Genomic DNA, 14,481 nt, shown 5'->3' on the forward strand with positions numbered 1-14,481 from the left:
CGATGATTGTCAAGCGCGGAGATATTTATTACGCTAATTTGAGTCCTGTGGTCGGATCAGAACAGGGAGGCCACAGGCCGGTTCTGGTCATTCAAAATGATGTTGGCAACAAATACAGCCCCACGGTTATTGTAGCGGCGATCACGTCACAGATATCCAAGGCCAAACTGCCCACACATGTTGAAGTAAATGCCAGTCAGTATAATCTTGAGAAAGATTCGGTGGTGCTGTTAGAGCAGCTCCGGACTATTGACAAGCGGCGTCTCAGGGAAAAAGTCACCCATTTAAGTGAAGAGATTATGAGCAGGGTGGACGAAGCGATACGGATCAGTATTGGCTTAGTTCAATTGTAGGGCTAGGTGTAGGCGGGAAACTGCCTATTTTTAGTTTGTCCTGCTAAGTTAGACGCTGCCGGTTGGGACAGCTTTACAGGAGGAGAGAGAATTTAATGAAACTAACCCGCCCATGGTCCTGGCTGGTTATAGCTGTGACCTTGTTTGCCGTTATTCTTGCGGCTGGCTGCGGCGGTGCGGGGATAACCGCCCGGCCTGCCGGTGCGCCGCTGACTGTCCAGGTGCTGGATGTTGGTCAGGGAGATGCCATTCTGATCCGTACCCATGAACAGGTGGTGCTGATCGACACCGGTGATGTCCCGGCCCGGGATAAGCTGGTCCGTATGCTGAAAAGTCAGGGCATTGCAACTGTGGACAAGCTGATTATCACGCATCCGCACGCTGACCATATTGGCGGTGCCGCCGCGCTGTTTGCCAACTTTACTGTTAGGCAGGTATATGACAGCGGCCAGAAAACGACCTCCAACCTGTACCGGCAATATCTGACTCAGATCAGCAAGCACAAGATCCCGTTCACTGTGGTTGCGGCGGGAACAACTATCGAATTAGGCAATGAAGCAGTGCTCAGCGTTCTGGCACCGGAGCAGCCGTTTATCGGCGGCTCTGAACCGGATTTGAACAATAACTCGATTGTGGCTAAGCTAATCTACGGCAATTTTTCAATGCTGCTGACCGGTGATGCTGAGAAAGAGTCGGAGGCGCGGCTGCTTAAAAAAGACGCCGCCCGCCTGAAGAGCACCTTACTGAAAAGCGGCCACCATGGCAGCAAGACATCTTCGACGCTGCCTTTCCTAAAGGCGGTGAATGCTGAGGCCGCCTTCATCTCACTGGGGGCCGGCAATGAATACGGACATCCGCATAAAGTAATCCTAAAGCGATACAGTGACAGAAAAATGCAGGTATACCGTACTGACACAGAGGGAACGCTGACGGTTACGAGTGATGGCAGGACCTATGTGATTACGAAGGAGCGATAAGCCTTTATGAAAGTAAAAGCGGTTATTGACCGGTTTGAGGGGAATAAGGCGGTATTATTAGTAGGGGAGCAGGAGACGGGGGTCAACTGGCCCCGGGAGCTGTTGCCGGCAAGTAAGGAAGGTGATATTCTGGCAGTAGAGGTCACTGTCGATGCTGAAGCCACCAAACAGGCCCTGGCGGAGGCTGATGCCCTGTTGGAACAGATTATTCGACAACAAGGAAATGAAAAATAACTAGCTGGCCCGGGTTTTAACAAATTCAGGACAAATGTTGTAATTTTTTAGAAAATGAGACCCAAGTCCTGCAGGAATTTTGACAAAGAGCACGAATATTATCAGGACACTTCGCGGTTTGGAGGTGCCTTGATTGCGAAAGATAGCGTTACTGTTTTTGTTTGTCCTGTTTATGGTTTCCTGGACAGGGGTATATGCCGCTCCGGATACAGCTCCCGCAGCTAAGCCTGCTATCAGCCTGCCGAAAGTAAGTGCCGGCAAAACTGTCGAAGCTCGCGGTTCCAGCCGTCAGCCGGTTTTGAGTCAGGTCAGGTGGGCGAATCATACCGAGGCCCTAACCGGCTCGGCGATGCTGCGGCTGGTTATGGATGTATCCGGCCCTGTGGAAGCAAGCGGTGTTGTTATTGCCGGACCTACGCCGCAGTTAAGTGTGATAATAAAAGGGACAACCCCGGCTAAGACGATTAAAAACCTTACCTTTGACGGCAAAGTGATCGAGAAAGTAAGCTTTGCGGCCAGTGGTCAGGATACCAAGGTTATTGTTGACCTGCCGAGTATGGCTGACGATCTGGACTACCGGGTATTTACCCTGCCCAGTGATCCCCAGGCCAAGAGGCCTTTCCGGGTTATTGTTGATATCAACGAGCCTGTGCCCTTGCCTGATTATTCCTTCACACCCGGTCTGAAAAACAAGGTAATTGCGCTTGATCCCGGTCATGGCGGCAGTGATCCCGGGGCGATTGGTCCCAGTAATTATATGGAGAAGACGGCAACTTTGGCTGTGGCTAAGCGGGTCCAGGCCTTGCTGGAGAAGGCTGGGGCCAAGGTGATCATGACCCGCGAGGAGGACTGTGATGTTTTTGGTCCCAAGGCAACAGCTGCTGAAGAGCTTAATGCCCGGTCGACAGCTGCTAACAGCCGCAAAGCGGACGTGTTTTTAAGTATCCATATAAATGCCTTTACCGACCGCTCTGTAGGCGGTACGTCCACGTACTATTATCAGAAAACAAAATATGATTTGATGTTGGCCCAGGCCTTGCAAACAAGTCTGGTGGAGGCAGGTAAACTGCAGGACCGCCGGGCGAATCCGGCCAACTTTTATGTAATTAAGCGGACCCGGATGCCGGCGGCGCTGATTGAGCTGGCGTTTATTTCGAACCCTGATGAGGAAAAACTCCTCCGCCTGCCCGATTTTCAACAGAAAATGTCTCTAGGAATAGTTCGGGGGCTGGAACGGTTTTTTGACCAGGCTGCCAAGCTAAACTAAAGAGGTGGGTACTATTATGAAAAATAATTTGAGATTGCTAATAATGGCCTTCCTGCTGACAGTAACGGTTATGGCTGCCGGGTGTGACAGTTCGGCACCTGTTAATCAGCCGGCAGCGGGGACGCAGGAGAAAACCCCGGTCCAACCGGAAACCAATACGGCTGCCAGTCGGACGATGCAGCTTGTTATTTACCATGCGACTAAAGACGCTATGCTGCTTGTGCCTGAGGTTCATAAAGTGCCTGTCAACAGCCAGCCGGCCCGTACTGCCATTGAGCTGCTGCAGGCCGGAACGAAAGACCCGGCACTTGTCAGCGTTATGCCGGCCGGGACGAAAATGAAAAACCTGACAGTCAAAGACCATGTTGCCTATGTGGATTTTGATGATAAACTCATCAAGAAAAACGTGGGCGGTTCGGCCAGTGAAACATTGCTGGTTGGCGCTATTGTCAATACCCTTACCGAGTTTCCCGATATTCACAAGGTGCAGATCTTGGTTGAGGGTAAAAAGATTAATACAATTACAGGCCACATGGATACCAGTGAGCCATTGAGCCGATCCGAGAAGATCATCAAAAAGCCATAATGAAACAGCAGTTCTTCGCCGGAAGGACTGCTGTTTTTAATTTAGCTCCGTTTTAATGTCAGCCCGTGTTTGTGCAGTTTTTTGAGTACCGCTGTATGCGATAAGCCTAAAGCGGTTCCTAACTGCCGGGAGGTTGTGTGTTTGGCCATCGCTTTCATGAGGACCTCCTGCTCAACCTCATTGATGATTTCCTCCAGTGTCCGGTTGCAGGCCTGCGGGAGGGCCGGCATCGCCGGTGAATAATCCTGGTCAAAAATAATATGCTCGGCCTGGATGATGTTGCCGATGACGATGGTGACGGCACGTTCAATCACGTTCTCCAGCTCGCGGATATTGCCGGGCCAATGGTAGCCGGTCAGCTTTGCCAGCGCCTGCTGGCTGATCGTGTCGGTCTCTTTATGGAGACGGGCGGCACAGCGTTTGAGAAAAAACTGGGTTAACAGGGGAATATCATCCTTCCGTTCACGGAGCGGCGGGATGAATAACGGAATTACATTTAGCCGGTAATACAGATCTTCCCGAAAACTGCCTTTCATGATCATGTCTTCCAGATTACGGTTGGTTGCTGCCAGGACCCGGACATCCACCGGAATTTCGCGGTTGCTGCCGATCCGCCTGACTTTGCCCTCCTGCAGCACTCGCAGCAGTTTCGCCTGCAGGTGGGCGGGGATTTCGCCGATTTCATCCAGAAAAATAGTGCCGCTGTTGGCGAATTCAAACAAGCCGGGTTTGCCGCCCTTGGCGGCACCGGTAAAGGCTTCGTCCTCATAGCCGAATAGCTCGCTCTCCAGGAGGGCATCAGGAATTGCGGCACAGTTCAGCGGCACAAAGGTTTTTTTACTGCGGGGCGAGGCGGCATGCAGCGCCCTGGCAATCAGCTCCTTGCCGGTGCCGGTTTCGCCTCTGATGAGTACGGTAGACTCCCCTCTGGCAATGGATTTGGCAAAGGTAACGACCCGTTGCATGGACTGGCTGGTAAATAGGATTTCATCAAAAGTTACTTTTAACTGGCTGGTTACAGTTAAGACCAGTTCGCGGACGGCGCTGATGTCTTTAATAATGGCTACGGCGCCAATGATACGGCCGTTTTTATCAATAATAGGACGCCCGCTTGATAAATAATGGCTTTTGGTTTTTTCCAGCATAACCTCACGGTTGTTATAGCGGGTCCCGGCGTGTAGTGCCTCCAGCAGCGGACTGTTGGCAGGAAAGATAGCAGTAAATGCCTGCCCTAACACCTCACTGGCCGGTAAGCGCACAATTTTCTCAGCCGCCGGGTTGTATTGGGTAATACGGCCTGCAAGGTCAATGCCGATAATGCCGTCACTAACGGCGGTCAGTACGGCGTTAAGCTGCTCAGCCCGTTCCTGATGCGGCATGAGATTAATCTCGCTTACTGCTGTTACCAGCTCGATCATACTTAGTTCATGGATAAGCGATTGTTTCCCGAGAGCAGCCAGCGGCTCGATCTCAACATAAATGGTGTTAAGTTCAAGCTCCATGGAGATGATATTGATTTCCCTGGCCGCCAGCGCGCGTGAGATATCAAGGACAAGGCCGAGTCTGTCAATATTGGATATTTTTAAGCGCAGCTTATCCATTTTTAGGCCTCCTGACGTTTGTGTCCATTACCTATGGAATAAATTTGCTGTTTTAACCAGGAATTCCTTTGTTGCGTACAACTTTTTTTTGGTTTGTGGTATACTACCCTTGCAGGAAATGCTTGCCTAAAAGAGAAGTAATTAGGAACATTACGCAGCCATGAAGGTGGTGTTTTCCTGTGGATGAGCTTAGCGATATAGGTGAATTTGGTCTGATTGATTTAATCAAACAGGATACGATCAATGATCACAGCAGTGTGATCGTTGGCATTGGTGATGATGCAGCGGTGGTTTTGCCTGCGCCCCGTCAGCTGCAGTTGCTGACGGCCGATATGCTTGTTGAAACAATCCACTTTGACCTAACGACAACAACGCCCTGGCAGCTTGGCTATAAAGCGATTGCGGTTAATCTGAGTGATATTGCGGCTATGGGGGGCGCCCCCCGGCATGCGGTTGTGTCAGTGGCTTTGCCCCCGTCTATCCCGGTGGAATTTGTTGTTAATCTATATAAAGGCATGAAAGAGATATGCCGTGAGTTTGGCGTCAATATTGTCGGCGGCGATACCGTTGCCAGCCCGCAGGGGCTGGTAATTAATGTGACGGTAACCGGTGAGGTCGAACCGGCTAAGCTGGTGCGCCGTTCCGGGGCCAAGCCCGGTGACCTGGTGGCTGTCACCGGCAAGCTGGGCAGTTCGGCCGCCGGCTTAGCCCTGCTGCAAGCCGGTCAATGGGAGGATGAGGATTTTGCCTGGCCGCTGGTTACGGCCCATCTGACGCCCCGGCCCCAGGTCAGAACCGGCCAGCTGCTGGCAGCCCTTGGCGCTACCAGTATGGACGATATCAGTGACGGACTGGCGAGTGAAGCCCATGAAATAGCTAAGGCCAGTCAGGTCGGGATTAAGCTGTTTGCCGGTCAAATACCGCTGGCACCGGAACTGGCAGCGGCCGCTGCCAGGTTTAACAAACGGGCAACTGACTATGCCCTGTTCGGTGGTGAGGATTTTCAACTGGTGTTTACGATGGAACCAGGCAAATATGAAACACTGTTGGCCCTGCACCCCGACCTGCCGGTGACCAGGGTGGGCGAGGTGGTTGCTGCCGGCGAAGGTGTGACCCTTGTCGACGCAGCAGGCTGTGTGCAAGAACTTAAACCCCGGGGGTTTAATCATTTTCGCCAGGAGGGGTAATACCTTATGCTAGTTATTAAGACCCACTCGCCTGATGAAACTTATGCATTTGGCAAAAATATGGCTAAATTATTAAAATCAGGTGATGTTTTATGTCTGGCCGGTGATTTAGGTGCCGGCAAAACCCTGTTAAGCCAGGGCATTGCTGCCGGTCTGACTGTGTCGGCGCATGTTACCAGTCCGACTTTCACTGTCCTTAATGTATATGAGGGAATAACCGGCAGTGGTCAGGAACTGCCGGTATATCATTTTGATCTTTACCGGCTGCAACACCCGGCTGAACTCGCCGATATCGGCTTTGATTATTATCTTGGGGCTCACGGCATCGCTATTATTGAATGGCCGGACAAATTCCCGGAATTTTTGCCGGCCGAACGACTGTGGCTGACAATTAAGGCCGGTGATGGCCCCAGTGAGCGTATTCTTTGTCTCACGGCTGTGGGGACAAGATATGTAGAGCTTTGTGAGGAGTTGAAACAGATTGCCGATTCTTGCTGTTGATACAGCCACACTTGTGTCCAGTGTTGCCATTGCCACACCGGCTGCATTGGTGGCTGAACTTACTGTTCAGACCCGCAAGACCCATTCTGAACGGTTAATGCCCCATATTGCCAGTCTGCTCACTATGGCAGAAGTTTCGCAAAACAATCTTAAGGCAATTGCCGTAAGTAACGGCCCCGGCTCTTTTACCGGGCTCAGGATTGGTTTGGCCACAGCCAAAGCCCTGGCCTATGCGCTTAATATTCCCGTAATCGGGGTGCCGACTTTAGCCGCAATGGCTTTTGCCTGCCCGGCGCCGGGGGTATTGCTGGCACCGATGCTCGATGCCCAAAAAGGGAATGTATATCTTGGTTTGTACGAATGGTGCAAGGGGGTTATGGCTGAAGTGGAACCGCCGCGGGTTGTGGCTTTTGCTGAGGCCAAGGCCGAGCTGGCGGCTAAGGATAAGCCTGTCCTGCTGCTGGGTGAGGCTGCTGTCATGTACAAAGACGAGATTGAATACCCGGCGCCGCCCCATGTTGTTATGCCCCGGGCCGGCAGTGTGGCAGTTCTGGCCCAGCAGCTGTATGACCAGGGGGTAAGGCATGATGTAGCTGCGCTGGAACCGTTATATATCAGGCGTTCAGAGGCTGAGGAGCTGTGGGAACGGCGGCAATCACAGGAGTGTCGCTGAGATGCCGGAATTAGCTCTGCGGCGCATGCAGAAGGGTGATATTGATGAGGTACTGATTATTGAACAGGAGGCCTTCGCCACGCCCTGGTCACGGGCTGCTTTTGAAGAAGAAATCGGCAATAATGACCTGGCCCATTATCTGGTTATGACTGATGACAGCCGCATTGTGGGCTATGGCGGCTTCTGGCTGGTTATGGATGAAGCCCATGTGACGAACATTGCCTTGTTGCCAGCCTACCAGGGACGAGGCCTGGGCTTGCTTTTACTGGAGAACATGATTCTTGCCGCCAAAGTCAAAGGCGCAGTCAGTATGACGCTTGAGGTCCGCCCCGCCAACACCGCCGCCCGCAAGCTGTATTCACGGCGCGGCTTCATCGAGTGTGGCATTCGCCCCAATTATTACGCCGAACTGGGGGAAGACGCGCTCATTATGTGGCTCGACAAACTATAGGTATAAAAAGAGGAGCCACGGTTAGATTGTGGCCCCAGGGTGATTGTGTAAGATAACATATGCGGGTCCCGGTAAAAAGGTGACAAAATAAGCAGGGCGGCCGTAGCCGCCCTGTGCTTTACAATCTATCGGAGAGTAGATTCATACTGCTCAATCATTTTACGAACCATGTGACCGCCTACGCGACCGCAGTCAGCAGAAGTCATAGTATTCCAGCCTTGGCTGCGAACGCGCTCAGCTATACCTAACTCATTGGCTACTTCCATTTTCATTTGGTCCAGAGCGTTTTCCGCACCAGGATTAACAGGTTTATTTGAGCGTGCCATATATTCGCACCTCCTTTCCCGGACTTTATGTTGTAGTCCTTGGTTTTAATTTGGCTTACTTTCGGAATTTAATACATCATTTACACCATGTAATAATTAGCAGACAGCTAATGGAGGTCTTTCAATGAATCAAAGTTTAACATTGGCGCTGGAAACAAGCTGTGATGAAACATCGGCGGCTGTAGTTGCCAACGGACGTACTGTATTGGCCAATATTATTTCCTCGCAAGTACCGACCCACCAAAAATTTGGCGGTGTTGTCCCGGAGATTGCCTCCCGTAAACATATTGAGAATGTTATTCCGGTTATAGACCAGGCTTTGACTACGGCGGGAACAACACTGTCAGCTGTTGACGCGATTGGTGTTACCTATGGCCCCGGCCTGGTCGGTGCCCTGCTGGTCGGGGTGGCGACGGCCAAGGCGCTGGCATTTTCTTTGGATAAGCCACTCATCGGGGTGAATCACCTGGAAGGGCATATTTTTGCCAATTTTCTGGCCCATCCTGAACTGGAGCCGCCCTTTGTAGCGCTGGTAGTATCCGGCGGCCATACCTCGCTGGTTTATTTAAAAGATTATAATGAGCTTGAACTGCTGGGCCAGACCCGTGATGACGCTGCCGGTGAGGCTTTCGATAAAATTGCCCGGGTCATGAACTTTCCTTATCCGGGCGGTCCTTATATTGATCAGGCCGCTAAACAGGGAAATCCGGCCGCTATTGCCTTTCCCCGGGCTTTTGCCGGCAAGAACGGGGAAACCAAATTTGCTTTTAGTTTCAGCGGCTTAAAATCAGCGGTATTAAATTACCTGAACAGTGCTGCCCAGCGGGGGGAGACGGTCAGTATTCCTGATGTGGCGGCCAGCTTTCAGGCCGCTGTTGTTGATGTGCTGGTTATGAAAACGCTGGCCGCTGCAGAACATGCCGGGGTTGATAAAATTGTTCTGGCCGGCGGGGTGGCTGCTAATTCATCGCTGCAGGCTGAATTAACACTACAAGCCCCAAGCCGGGGCCTGACCGTTTTTTATCCGCCGCCGGTGCTGTGTACAGATAATGCGGCAATGATTGCCTGCCGGGCTCATTATCAGTATGTGGCCGGTGATTTCTCCGACCTTAATCTGAATGCGGTGCCTTCTCTTACATTAGGCGACCGGCAGTGTGGACAACTTCCGGCAAAATAATTGTGGATAATGTGGGTAAGATGATAAAAATAGTGTATGATCCGGCAATAATGGGTCATATTGTTGGGGATAACCCTGTGGATTTTGTGGATAACCCGGGGATAACCCTGTGGATTTTGTCAAAAGCGGCAGTGGATTGTAACTTTGTAAACTTAGTACCAGATAACAAGGAATTTTTAAGGTTACAGTTGAATACATAAAGGATTAAGCCGGTCTTAGGTTTTGTTGCAGGGAACGGGGGAAAAGTTTATGGGTGTAGCGGCAGATATTTGCCGGAAGATAACAATTTTAACTCCAAGCCAGACTCAATTTATTGACAAAGTATCAAGCGTCCTAGGGCTGGCTGCCGATCTGGCACATGCTCAGGTTACCCTGTACGCTGCGGCCCGCAATGAAAACTTTTTGGCTATTGTCGCGCAAGCTAAACCCAATACCAGTTATATTGATTTTAAAACCAATATTTTAGGCAGTACCGTTCAGTCGAGCGAGGAGCCTTTGGTATGGCGAACGCTGGTTTCCGGTGCCAATATTGCCGGGCAGCGTGAGTGGGCGCTTGGTATGGATGCACTTGAGATGCGGGTTTTCCCGATCAAAGACCCGGCCGGCCAGATCATTGCTGCTGCCAGCTTTGAGACCAACAGCCAGGAGGCCAGCGCCAATGGGCATGGCATGCTTGTGGACACTGCTTATATGCTATTGACGATGGCCGCGGACGGTGGCCCGCTGGGCCGGAAAATTTACCGGCCGCTGGCACCCCGCGACGGTATTGTTATCATTGATGAACGCGGTCATATTGTATTTGCCAATTCTGCCGCCGATGCTATTTATAAAGTGCTGGGCATCAACCATATTATCGGCCGGCGGGTATCTGACCGGCAGGTTAATATGAAACTGGCCCAGCAGGCCCTGTCGACAGGGCTGCCGGCGGAAAAAGAAGCCGAAGCCGGCAACATGATCCTGGTGCAGCGGGCTATTCCAATATTTGTCGGCGGCCTGGTGGTGCGCACCGTCTTTATTGTGGCCGATGTTACCGAGCTCAGAAAAAAAGAAAAAGAGCTGCTGGTCAAATCGGCCGTTATTCAGGAGATACACCACCGGGTCAAGAATAATCTCCAGACGATTGCCAGTTTACTCAGATTACAGGCCCGGCGTACGACCACGCCGGAAGTGAAAGCAGCGCTTAGGGAAAGCGTCAACCGGATATTGAGCATATCGGTTGTGCATGAATTTTTATCGCAACAGGACCGGGAATATATTGATGTGGCTGAAGTCACGAAAAATATTTTAGATTTGGTTATTCAAAATATGCTTGAGCCTGATTTTAATATTGAAACAGTGCTCAACGGGCAAACGGTTATTTTGCCGTCTGAGCAGGCCAGCAGTCTGGCCCTGGTAATCAACGAGCTAATTCAAAATTCGATTGAGCACGGCTTTGTCGGACGTAAAGAGGGATTAATTGGTGTGGATATTGCAACAACACCGGATAGTTATCAGATAGATATCTATGACAACGGTATTGGTCTTCCTACGGATTTTTGCCTGCAAAGTACCAGCAGTCTGGGCCTCCAAATTGTCAGAACACTGATAGAAAACGACCTTGGCGGTAAATTCCGCCTGTTTTCCAGTGCCGGAACCCACGCTTTTATAAACATTCCCCGGCTGGCAGAAGGGGCTAAAGAGGCGAAGGAGGAATAACATTGGACGCTTTGCGGATAGTGATTGCCGATAATGAGTCAATTATTAGGATGGACCTGAAAGAATTATTGGAAGAAGCCGGGCATACCGTGGTCGGCGAAGCGGCAGACGGAGCCAAAGCCGTTGAACTGGCCCGTAAACACCGTCCTGATCTTGTTGTTATGGATATTAAAATGCCGGAAATGGATGGCATTACCGCTGCTAAAATTATTTCTAATGAAAAACTGTCGCCTGTGCTCCTTTTAACTGCTTTCAGCCAGAAGGAAATAGTGGAAAAAGCCAAGGACTCGGGTGTATTAGCGTATCTGGTCAAGCCTGTTAAAGAAGCAAACCTGTTTCCGGCGATGGAGATTGCCTTATCGCGGTTCCAGGAGTTTGCGGAATTAGAACGGGAACTGGAAGAGGTTAAAAACTCACTGGAAACGCGGAAAGTTCTTGACCGGGCGAAGGGAATACTGATGGATGCGTATAGTTTAACTGAAAGTGAGGCCTATCGCCGCATTCAGCAATACAGCATGAGCAAACGCAAATCAATCCGGGATGTGGCGGCGGCCATTGTTGAGTCAGCCACTCGTAAACGATAATAAGGATATTTGCTGCCGGGCAGGGGTTTTAACAGCCTCTGCCCTCAGTTTTGATACTTTTTTAAAATTTTTATGTATTTTTTACCGAAATGACTTGATTTTTTGGAGCGAATTTTATATTATAAATTATGGAATTAGCACTCAACTTAAGCGAGTGCTAACAACAAACAGTTAATTTTAACACACTATAAAGGGAGGTTCTTTACATGATTAAGCCATTAGGCGACAGAGTTGTAATTGAGGCTTTGGCAAAGGAGGAAATGACCAAGAGTGGTATCGTTCTTCCTGACACAGTCAAGGAGAAGCCGCAAGAGGGTAAAGTTGTGGCTGTTGGTTCAGGAAAAACTCTGGAAAACGGCCAAAAGGTTGCCTTGGATGTTGCAGTTGGCGACAAGATTATTTTCTCTAAATATGCCGGCACTGAAGTCAAGGTTGAGGGCAAAGAATATCTCATCATCAGTGAAAGAGACATCCTGGCTATTATTGAATAATCAGCTAATTATTATAAGATGAAAGGTAGGTAATACATAAATGGCTAAACAAATTTTGTTTGATGAAGAAGCACGCCGTGCACTGGAGCGGGGCGTAAATGCTCTGGCTAATGCTGTTAAAGTTACTTTAGGACCGAAGGGCCGCAATGTAGTGCTTGACAAGAAATTCGGCGCTCCGGCCATCACTAATGACGGTGTAACCATTGCCCGTGACATCGATCTGGAAGATCCGTTTGAGAATATGGGGGCTCAGCTTGTTAAAGAAGTTGCCACCAAAACTAATGATGTTGCCGGTGACGGTACAACCACCGCTACTCTCTTAGCCCAGGCCATGATTCGTGAAGGCATGAAAAATGTGGCTGCCGGTGCTAATCCGATGATCCTGAAAAAAGGTATTCAACAGGCTGTCAACGTGCTTGTTGAGGAAATCAAAAAGAGCGCCAAGAAAGTAGAAACCAAAGACGCTATCGCGCAGGTGGCATCAATTTCAGCCGGGGACGAAGAAATCGGTTCACTGATTGCTGAAGCTATGGAAAAAGTGGGCAAAGATGGTGTAATCACTGTTGAAGAGTCCAAAACCATGGGCACTGACCTTGAAGTTGTGGAAGGCATGCAGTTTGACCGTGGTTATATCTCTCCTTATATGATTACCGACCCGGACAAAATGGAAGCTGTTTTAAGCGATCCCTATGTCCTCATTACTGACCGTAAGATCGGGGCAATTGCCGACCTGCTGCCGGTACTGGAAAAAGTCGTTCAACAGGGCAAAGAACTGCTGATCATTGCCGAAGATGTCGAAGGTGAAGCCCTGGCTACTTTGGTTGTTAACAAACTTCGCGGCACTTTCCGCGCTGTTGCCGTTAAGGCTCCTGGCTTTGGCGACCGCAGAAAGGCTATGCTGGAAGACATCGCCATCGTTACCGGCGGCGCTGTGATCACTGAAGAACTGGGACGTAAGCTTGACAGCGTAACCCTTGAAGATCTTGGTCGCGCCCGTCAGATCCGCGTGTCCAAAGAAGAAACCACTATTGTTGACGGCAGCGGCCAAAATGACGAAATCAAAAAACGCATTAACCAGATTCGCGCGCAAATTGAAGAAACCACTTCCGACTTCGATAAGGAAAAATTGCAGGAGCGTTTGGCCAAACTGGCCGGCGGTGTAGCCGTCATCCAGGTAGGTGCTGCAACCGAGGTTGAACTGAAAGAAAAGAAACTCCGCATTGAAGATGCTCTGAATGCAACCCGTGCGGCTGTGGAAGAAGGAATTGTTGCCGGCGGCGGTACTACCTTCATTGATATTCAGGCAAGCCTGGCCAGCCTCAAGCTTACCGGCGATGAAAAAACCGGTGTTCAGATCGTGCGACGTGCTATTGAAGAGCCGGTACGTCAAATCGCCAACAACGCCGGCTTAGAAGGCTCAGTTGTTGTTGAAAACGTTAAGAAAGCCGGTAAGGGCTTTGGCTTTAACGCTCTGACCGAAGAATATGTTGACATGATTGCAGCCGGTATTGTTGATCCGGCGAAGGTTACCCGTTCAGCCCTGCAAAATGCTGCCAGCATTTCCGCGATGGTTCTTACCACTGAAACTCTTGTTGCCGATAAGCCTGAAAAAGACGCCGGCGGTGCTCCTGCCGGTATGGGTGGCATGGGTGGCATGGGCGGTATGGGCGGCATGGGCGGCATGATGTAGCAAGTACCTGGAGCCTCCGTAAATTGAGGTTCTAAGTATCGCTCCCACGGCTAATGTTGCCATTTGGTTACCGAAAATGATAAAAAGTTAGAAGCTGTCCATAAGTTATGATCAAACTTGTGGGCAGCTTCTATTCATTTTATAGTTTGTTTATAAAACTTAAAATGTTTGCGGGGACTGAAATTGCTTGCTTACCAATCTGCGGCTCTACGTCAAACCTCTGTCATTTTTTTGTCACATTTCCATATTATGATGGAAGTAGTAAATTTAGGAGGAAATGCTTATGAATAGCCTGGTTAAAAAAACAGTGGTTTATTCCCTGGCCGGGATCATGCAATTTGGTATGTTTGCAACTGTAGCTGAAGCTTCATCTTTATATAACGATGAGTCGCAACAAATCGTACAACTTGGCCGGCATGACCGGCATGATCGCCGCGACCGTGACCGGTATGAACGGGACCGGCACGACCGCGAACGCTATGAACGGGAGCGGCGGCGGGAGCATAAAGAGCGCTTACGACGGGAAAACGAACGCCATGAGCGGGAAATGAGACGCCGTGCGCATGAGAACGAACGGGACTGGCGGGAACGGCAAAGGCGTGAAAAAGAACGCCATGACCACCAATTGCGTGAAATAGCCGCTTTCTTGATTGGTATTGCAATCGGCAGTTCGTCCAAGGATTAGATA

18 protein-coding genes are annotated in these 14,481 nt (G+C 50.3%); 16 read left to right on the forward strand and 2 right to left on the reverse strand.

The features are described 5' to 3' along the window. Nucleotides 1-2: 2 nt before the first annotated feature. The 5 genes from SPTER_RS04225 (at nucleotide 3) to SPTER_RS04245 (ending at nucleotide 3,417) form a co-directional block, all read left to right on the forward strand. On the forward strand, nucleotides 3-353 hold the full coding sequence (locus SPTER_RS04225; protein ID WP_144349195.1) for a type II toxin-antitoxin system PemK/MazF family toxin: 351 nt from the start codon (nucleotides 3-5) through the stop codon (nucleotides 351-353). A 95-nt stretch (nucleotides 354-448) separates the two neighbouring features. Then, entirely contained in the window at nucleotides 449-1,330 is an 882-nt protein-coding gene (locus SPTER_RS04230; RefSeq protein WP_144349196.1) for a ComEC/Rec2 family competence protein, read from the forward strand. Nucleotides 1,331-1,336: 6 nt separating this feature from the next. Then, the gene (locus SPTER_RS04235; protein WP_144349197.1) at nucleotides 1,337-1,564 is read left to right on the forward strand and encodes a DUF3006 domain-containing protein; all 228 of its coding nucleotides are present in this window, start codon (nucleotides 1,337-1,339) and stop codon (nucleotides 1,562-1,564) included. Nucleotides 1,565-1,697: 133 nt separating this feature from the next. Further along, entirely contained in the window at nucleotides 1,698-2,831 is a 1,134-nt protein-coding gene (locus SPTER_RS04240; protein ID WP_246105482.1) for an N-acetylmuramoyl-L-alanine amidase family protein, read from the forward strand. Nucleotides 2,832-2,847: 16 nt separating this feature from the next. Beyond that, on the forward strand, nucleotides 2,848-3,417 hold the full coding sequence (locus SPTER_RS04245; protein WP_144349198.1) for a GerMN domain-containing protein: 570 nt from the start codon (nucleotides 2,848-2,850) through the stop codon (nucleotides 3,415-3,417). A 41-nt stretch (nucleotides 3,418-3,458) separates the two neighbouring features. Here the strand turns inward: SPTER_RS04245 and SPTER_RS04250 are convergent, their stop codons facing one another. Continuing rightward, nucleotides 3,459-5,018 carry a sigma 54-interacting transcriptional regulator gene (locus SPTER_RS04250; protein WP_144349199.1) on the reverse strand — a complete coding sequence of 520 codons (1,560 nt, stop codon included), beginning with the start codon at nucleotides 5,016-5,018 and terminating at the stop codon, nucleotides 3,459-3,461. Between the two features lie 179 nt (nucleotides 5,019-5,197). Between SPTER_RS04250 and thiL the strand changes: the two genes are divergently transcribed. The 4 genes from thiL to rimI are packed head-to-tail and all read left to right on the forward strand — an operon-like array spanning nucleotide 5,198 to nucleotide 7,830. Then, nucleotides 5,198-6,205, forward strand: coding sequence for a thiamine-phosphate kinase (thiL, locus tag SPTER_RS04255; RefSeq protein ID WP_144349200.1), 1,008 nt, complete (start codon nucleotides 5,198-5,200; stop codon nucleotides 6,203-6,205). 6 nt (nucleotides 6,206-6,211) lie between these two features. Further along, on the forward strand, nucleotides 6,212-6,706 hold the full coding sequence (tsaE, locus tag SPTER_RS04260) for a tRNA (adenosine(37)-N6)-threonylcarbamoyltransferase complex ATPase subunit type 1 TsaE (RefSeq protein WP_144349201.1): 495 nt from the start codon (nucleotides 6,212-6,214) through the stop codon (nucleotides 6,704-6,706). Then, nucleotides 6,687-7,379: a tRNA (adenosine(37)-N6)-threonylcarbamoyltransferase complex dimerization subunit type 1 TsaB gene (gene tsaB, locus SPTER_RS04265; RefSeq protein WP_144349202.1), complete on the forward strand. Its 693-nt coding sequence runs from the start codon at nucleotides 6,687-6,689 to the stop codon at nucleotides 7,377-7,379. Before tsaE ends, tsaB begins: the two co-directional genes overlap by 20 nt. 1 nt (nucleotide 7,380) lies before the next feature. Next, the gene (gene rimI / locus SPTER_RS04270) at nucleotides 7,381-7,830 is read left to right on the forward strand and encodes a ribosomal protein S18-alanine N-acetyltransferase (protein ID WP_144349203.1); all 450 of its coding nucleotides are present in this window, start codon (nucleotides 7,381-7,383) and stop codon (nucleotides 7,828-7,830) included. 125 nt (nucleotides 7,831-7,955) lie between these two features. Here the strand turns inward: rimI and SPTER_RS04275 are convergent, their stop codons facing one another. Continuing rightward, entirely contained in the window at nucleotides 7,956-8,156 is a 201-nt protein-coding gene (locus SPTER_RS04275) for an alpha/beta-type small acid-soluble spore protein (protein WP_144349204.1), read from the reverse strand. A 124-nt stretch (nucleotides 8,157-8,280) separates the two neighbouring features. On the opposite strand from SPTER_RS04275, the gene tsaD reads away from it, so the two are divergent. The 7 genes from tsaD (at nucleotide 8,281) to SPTER_RS04310 (ending at nucleotide 14,478) form a co-directional block, all read left to right on the forward strand. Next, complete coding sequence (tsaD, locus tag SPTER_RS04280; protein WP_144349205.1) at nucleotides 8,281-9,333, forward strand: tRNA (adenosine(37)-N6)-threonylcarbamoyltransferase complex transferase subunit TsaD; 1,053 nt, start codon at nucleotides 8,281-8,283, stop codon at nucleotides 9,331-9,333. A gap of 11 nt (nucleotides 9,334-9,344) precedes the next feature. Continuing rightward, nucleotides 9,345-9,533, forward strand: a complete 189-nt coding sequence (locus SPTER_RS04285; protein ID WP_170233139.1) for a hypothetical protein — start codon at nucleotides 9,345-9,347, stop codon at nucleotides 9,531-9,533. Nucleotides 9,534-9,582: 49 nt separating this feature from the next. Beyond that, nucleotides 9,583-11,028 (forward strand): sensor histidine kinase, encoded by a 1,446-nt coding sequence (locus SPTER_RS04290; protein WP_144349207.1) that lies wholly within the window; start codon nucleotides 9,583-9,585, stop codon nucleotides 11,026-11,028. A gap of 2 nt (nucleotides 11,029-11,030) precedes the next feature. Continuing rightward, nucleotides 11,031-11,612 carry an ANTAR domain-containing response regulator gene (locus tag SPTER_RS04295; RefSeq protein WP_144349208.1) on the forward strand — a complete coding sequence of 194 codons (582 nt, stop codon included), beginning with the start codon at nucleotides 11,031-11,033 and terminating at the stop codon, nucleotides 11,610-11,612. Nucleotides 11,613-11,818: 206 nt separating this feature from the next. Then, complete coding sequence (gene groES, locus SPTER_RS04300) at nucleotides 11,819-12,103, forward strand: co-chaperone GroES (RefSeq protein ID WP_144349209.1); 285 nt, start codon at nucleotides 11,819-11,821, stop codon at nucleotides 12,101-12,103. Between the two features lie 40 nt (nucleotides 12,104-12,143). Beyond that, nucleotides 12,144-13,793: a chaperonin GroEL gene (gene groL / locus SPTER_RS04305; protein ID WP_144349210.1), complete on the forward strand. Its 1,650-nt coding sequence runs from the start codon at nucleotides 12,144-12,146 to the stop codon at nucleotides 13,791-13,793. 283 nt (nucleotides 13,794-14,076) lie between these two features. Beyond that, nucleotides 14,077-14,478 (forward strand): hypothetical protein, encoded by a 402-nt coding sequence (locus tag SPTER_RS04310; protein ID WP_144349211.1) that lies wholly within the window; start codon nucleotides 14,077-14,079, stop codon nucleotides 14,476-14,478. Nucleotides 14,479-14,481 lie beyond the last annotated feature (3 nt).

This window comes from Sporomusa termitida (assembly GCF_007641255.1).
GTDB lineage: Bacteria > Bacillota > Negativicutes > Sporomusales > Sporomusaceae > Sporomusa > Sporomusa termitida.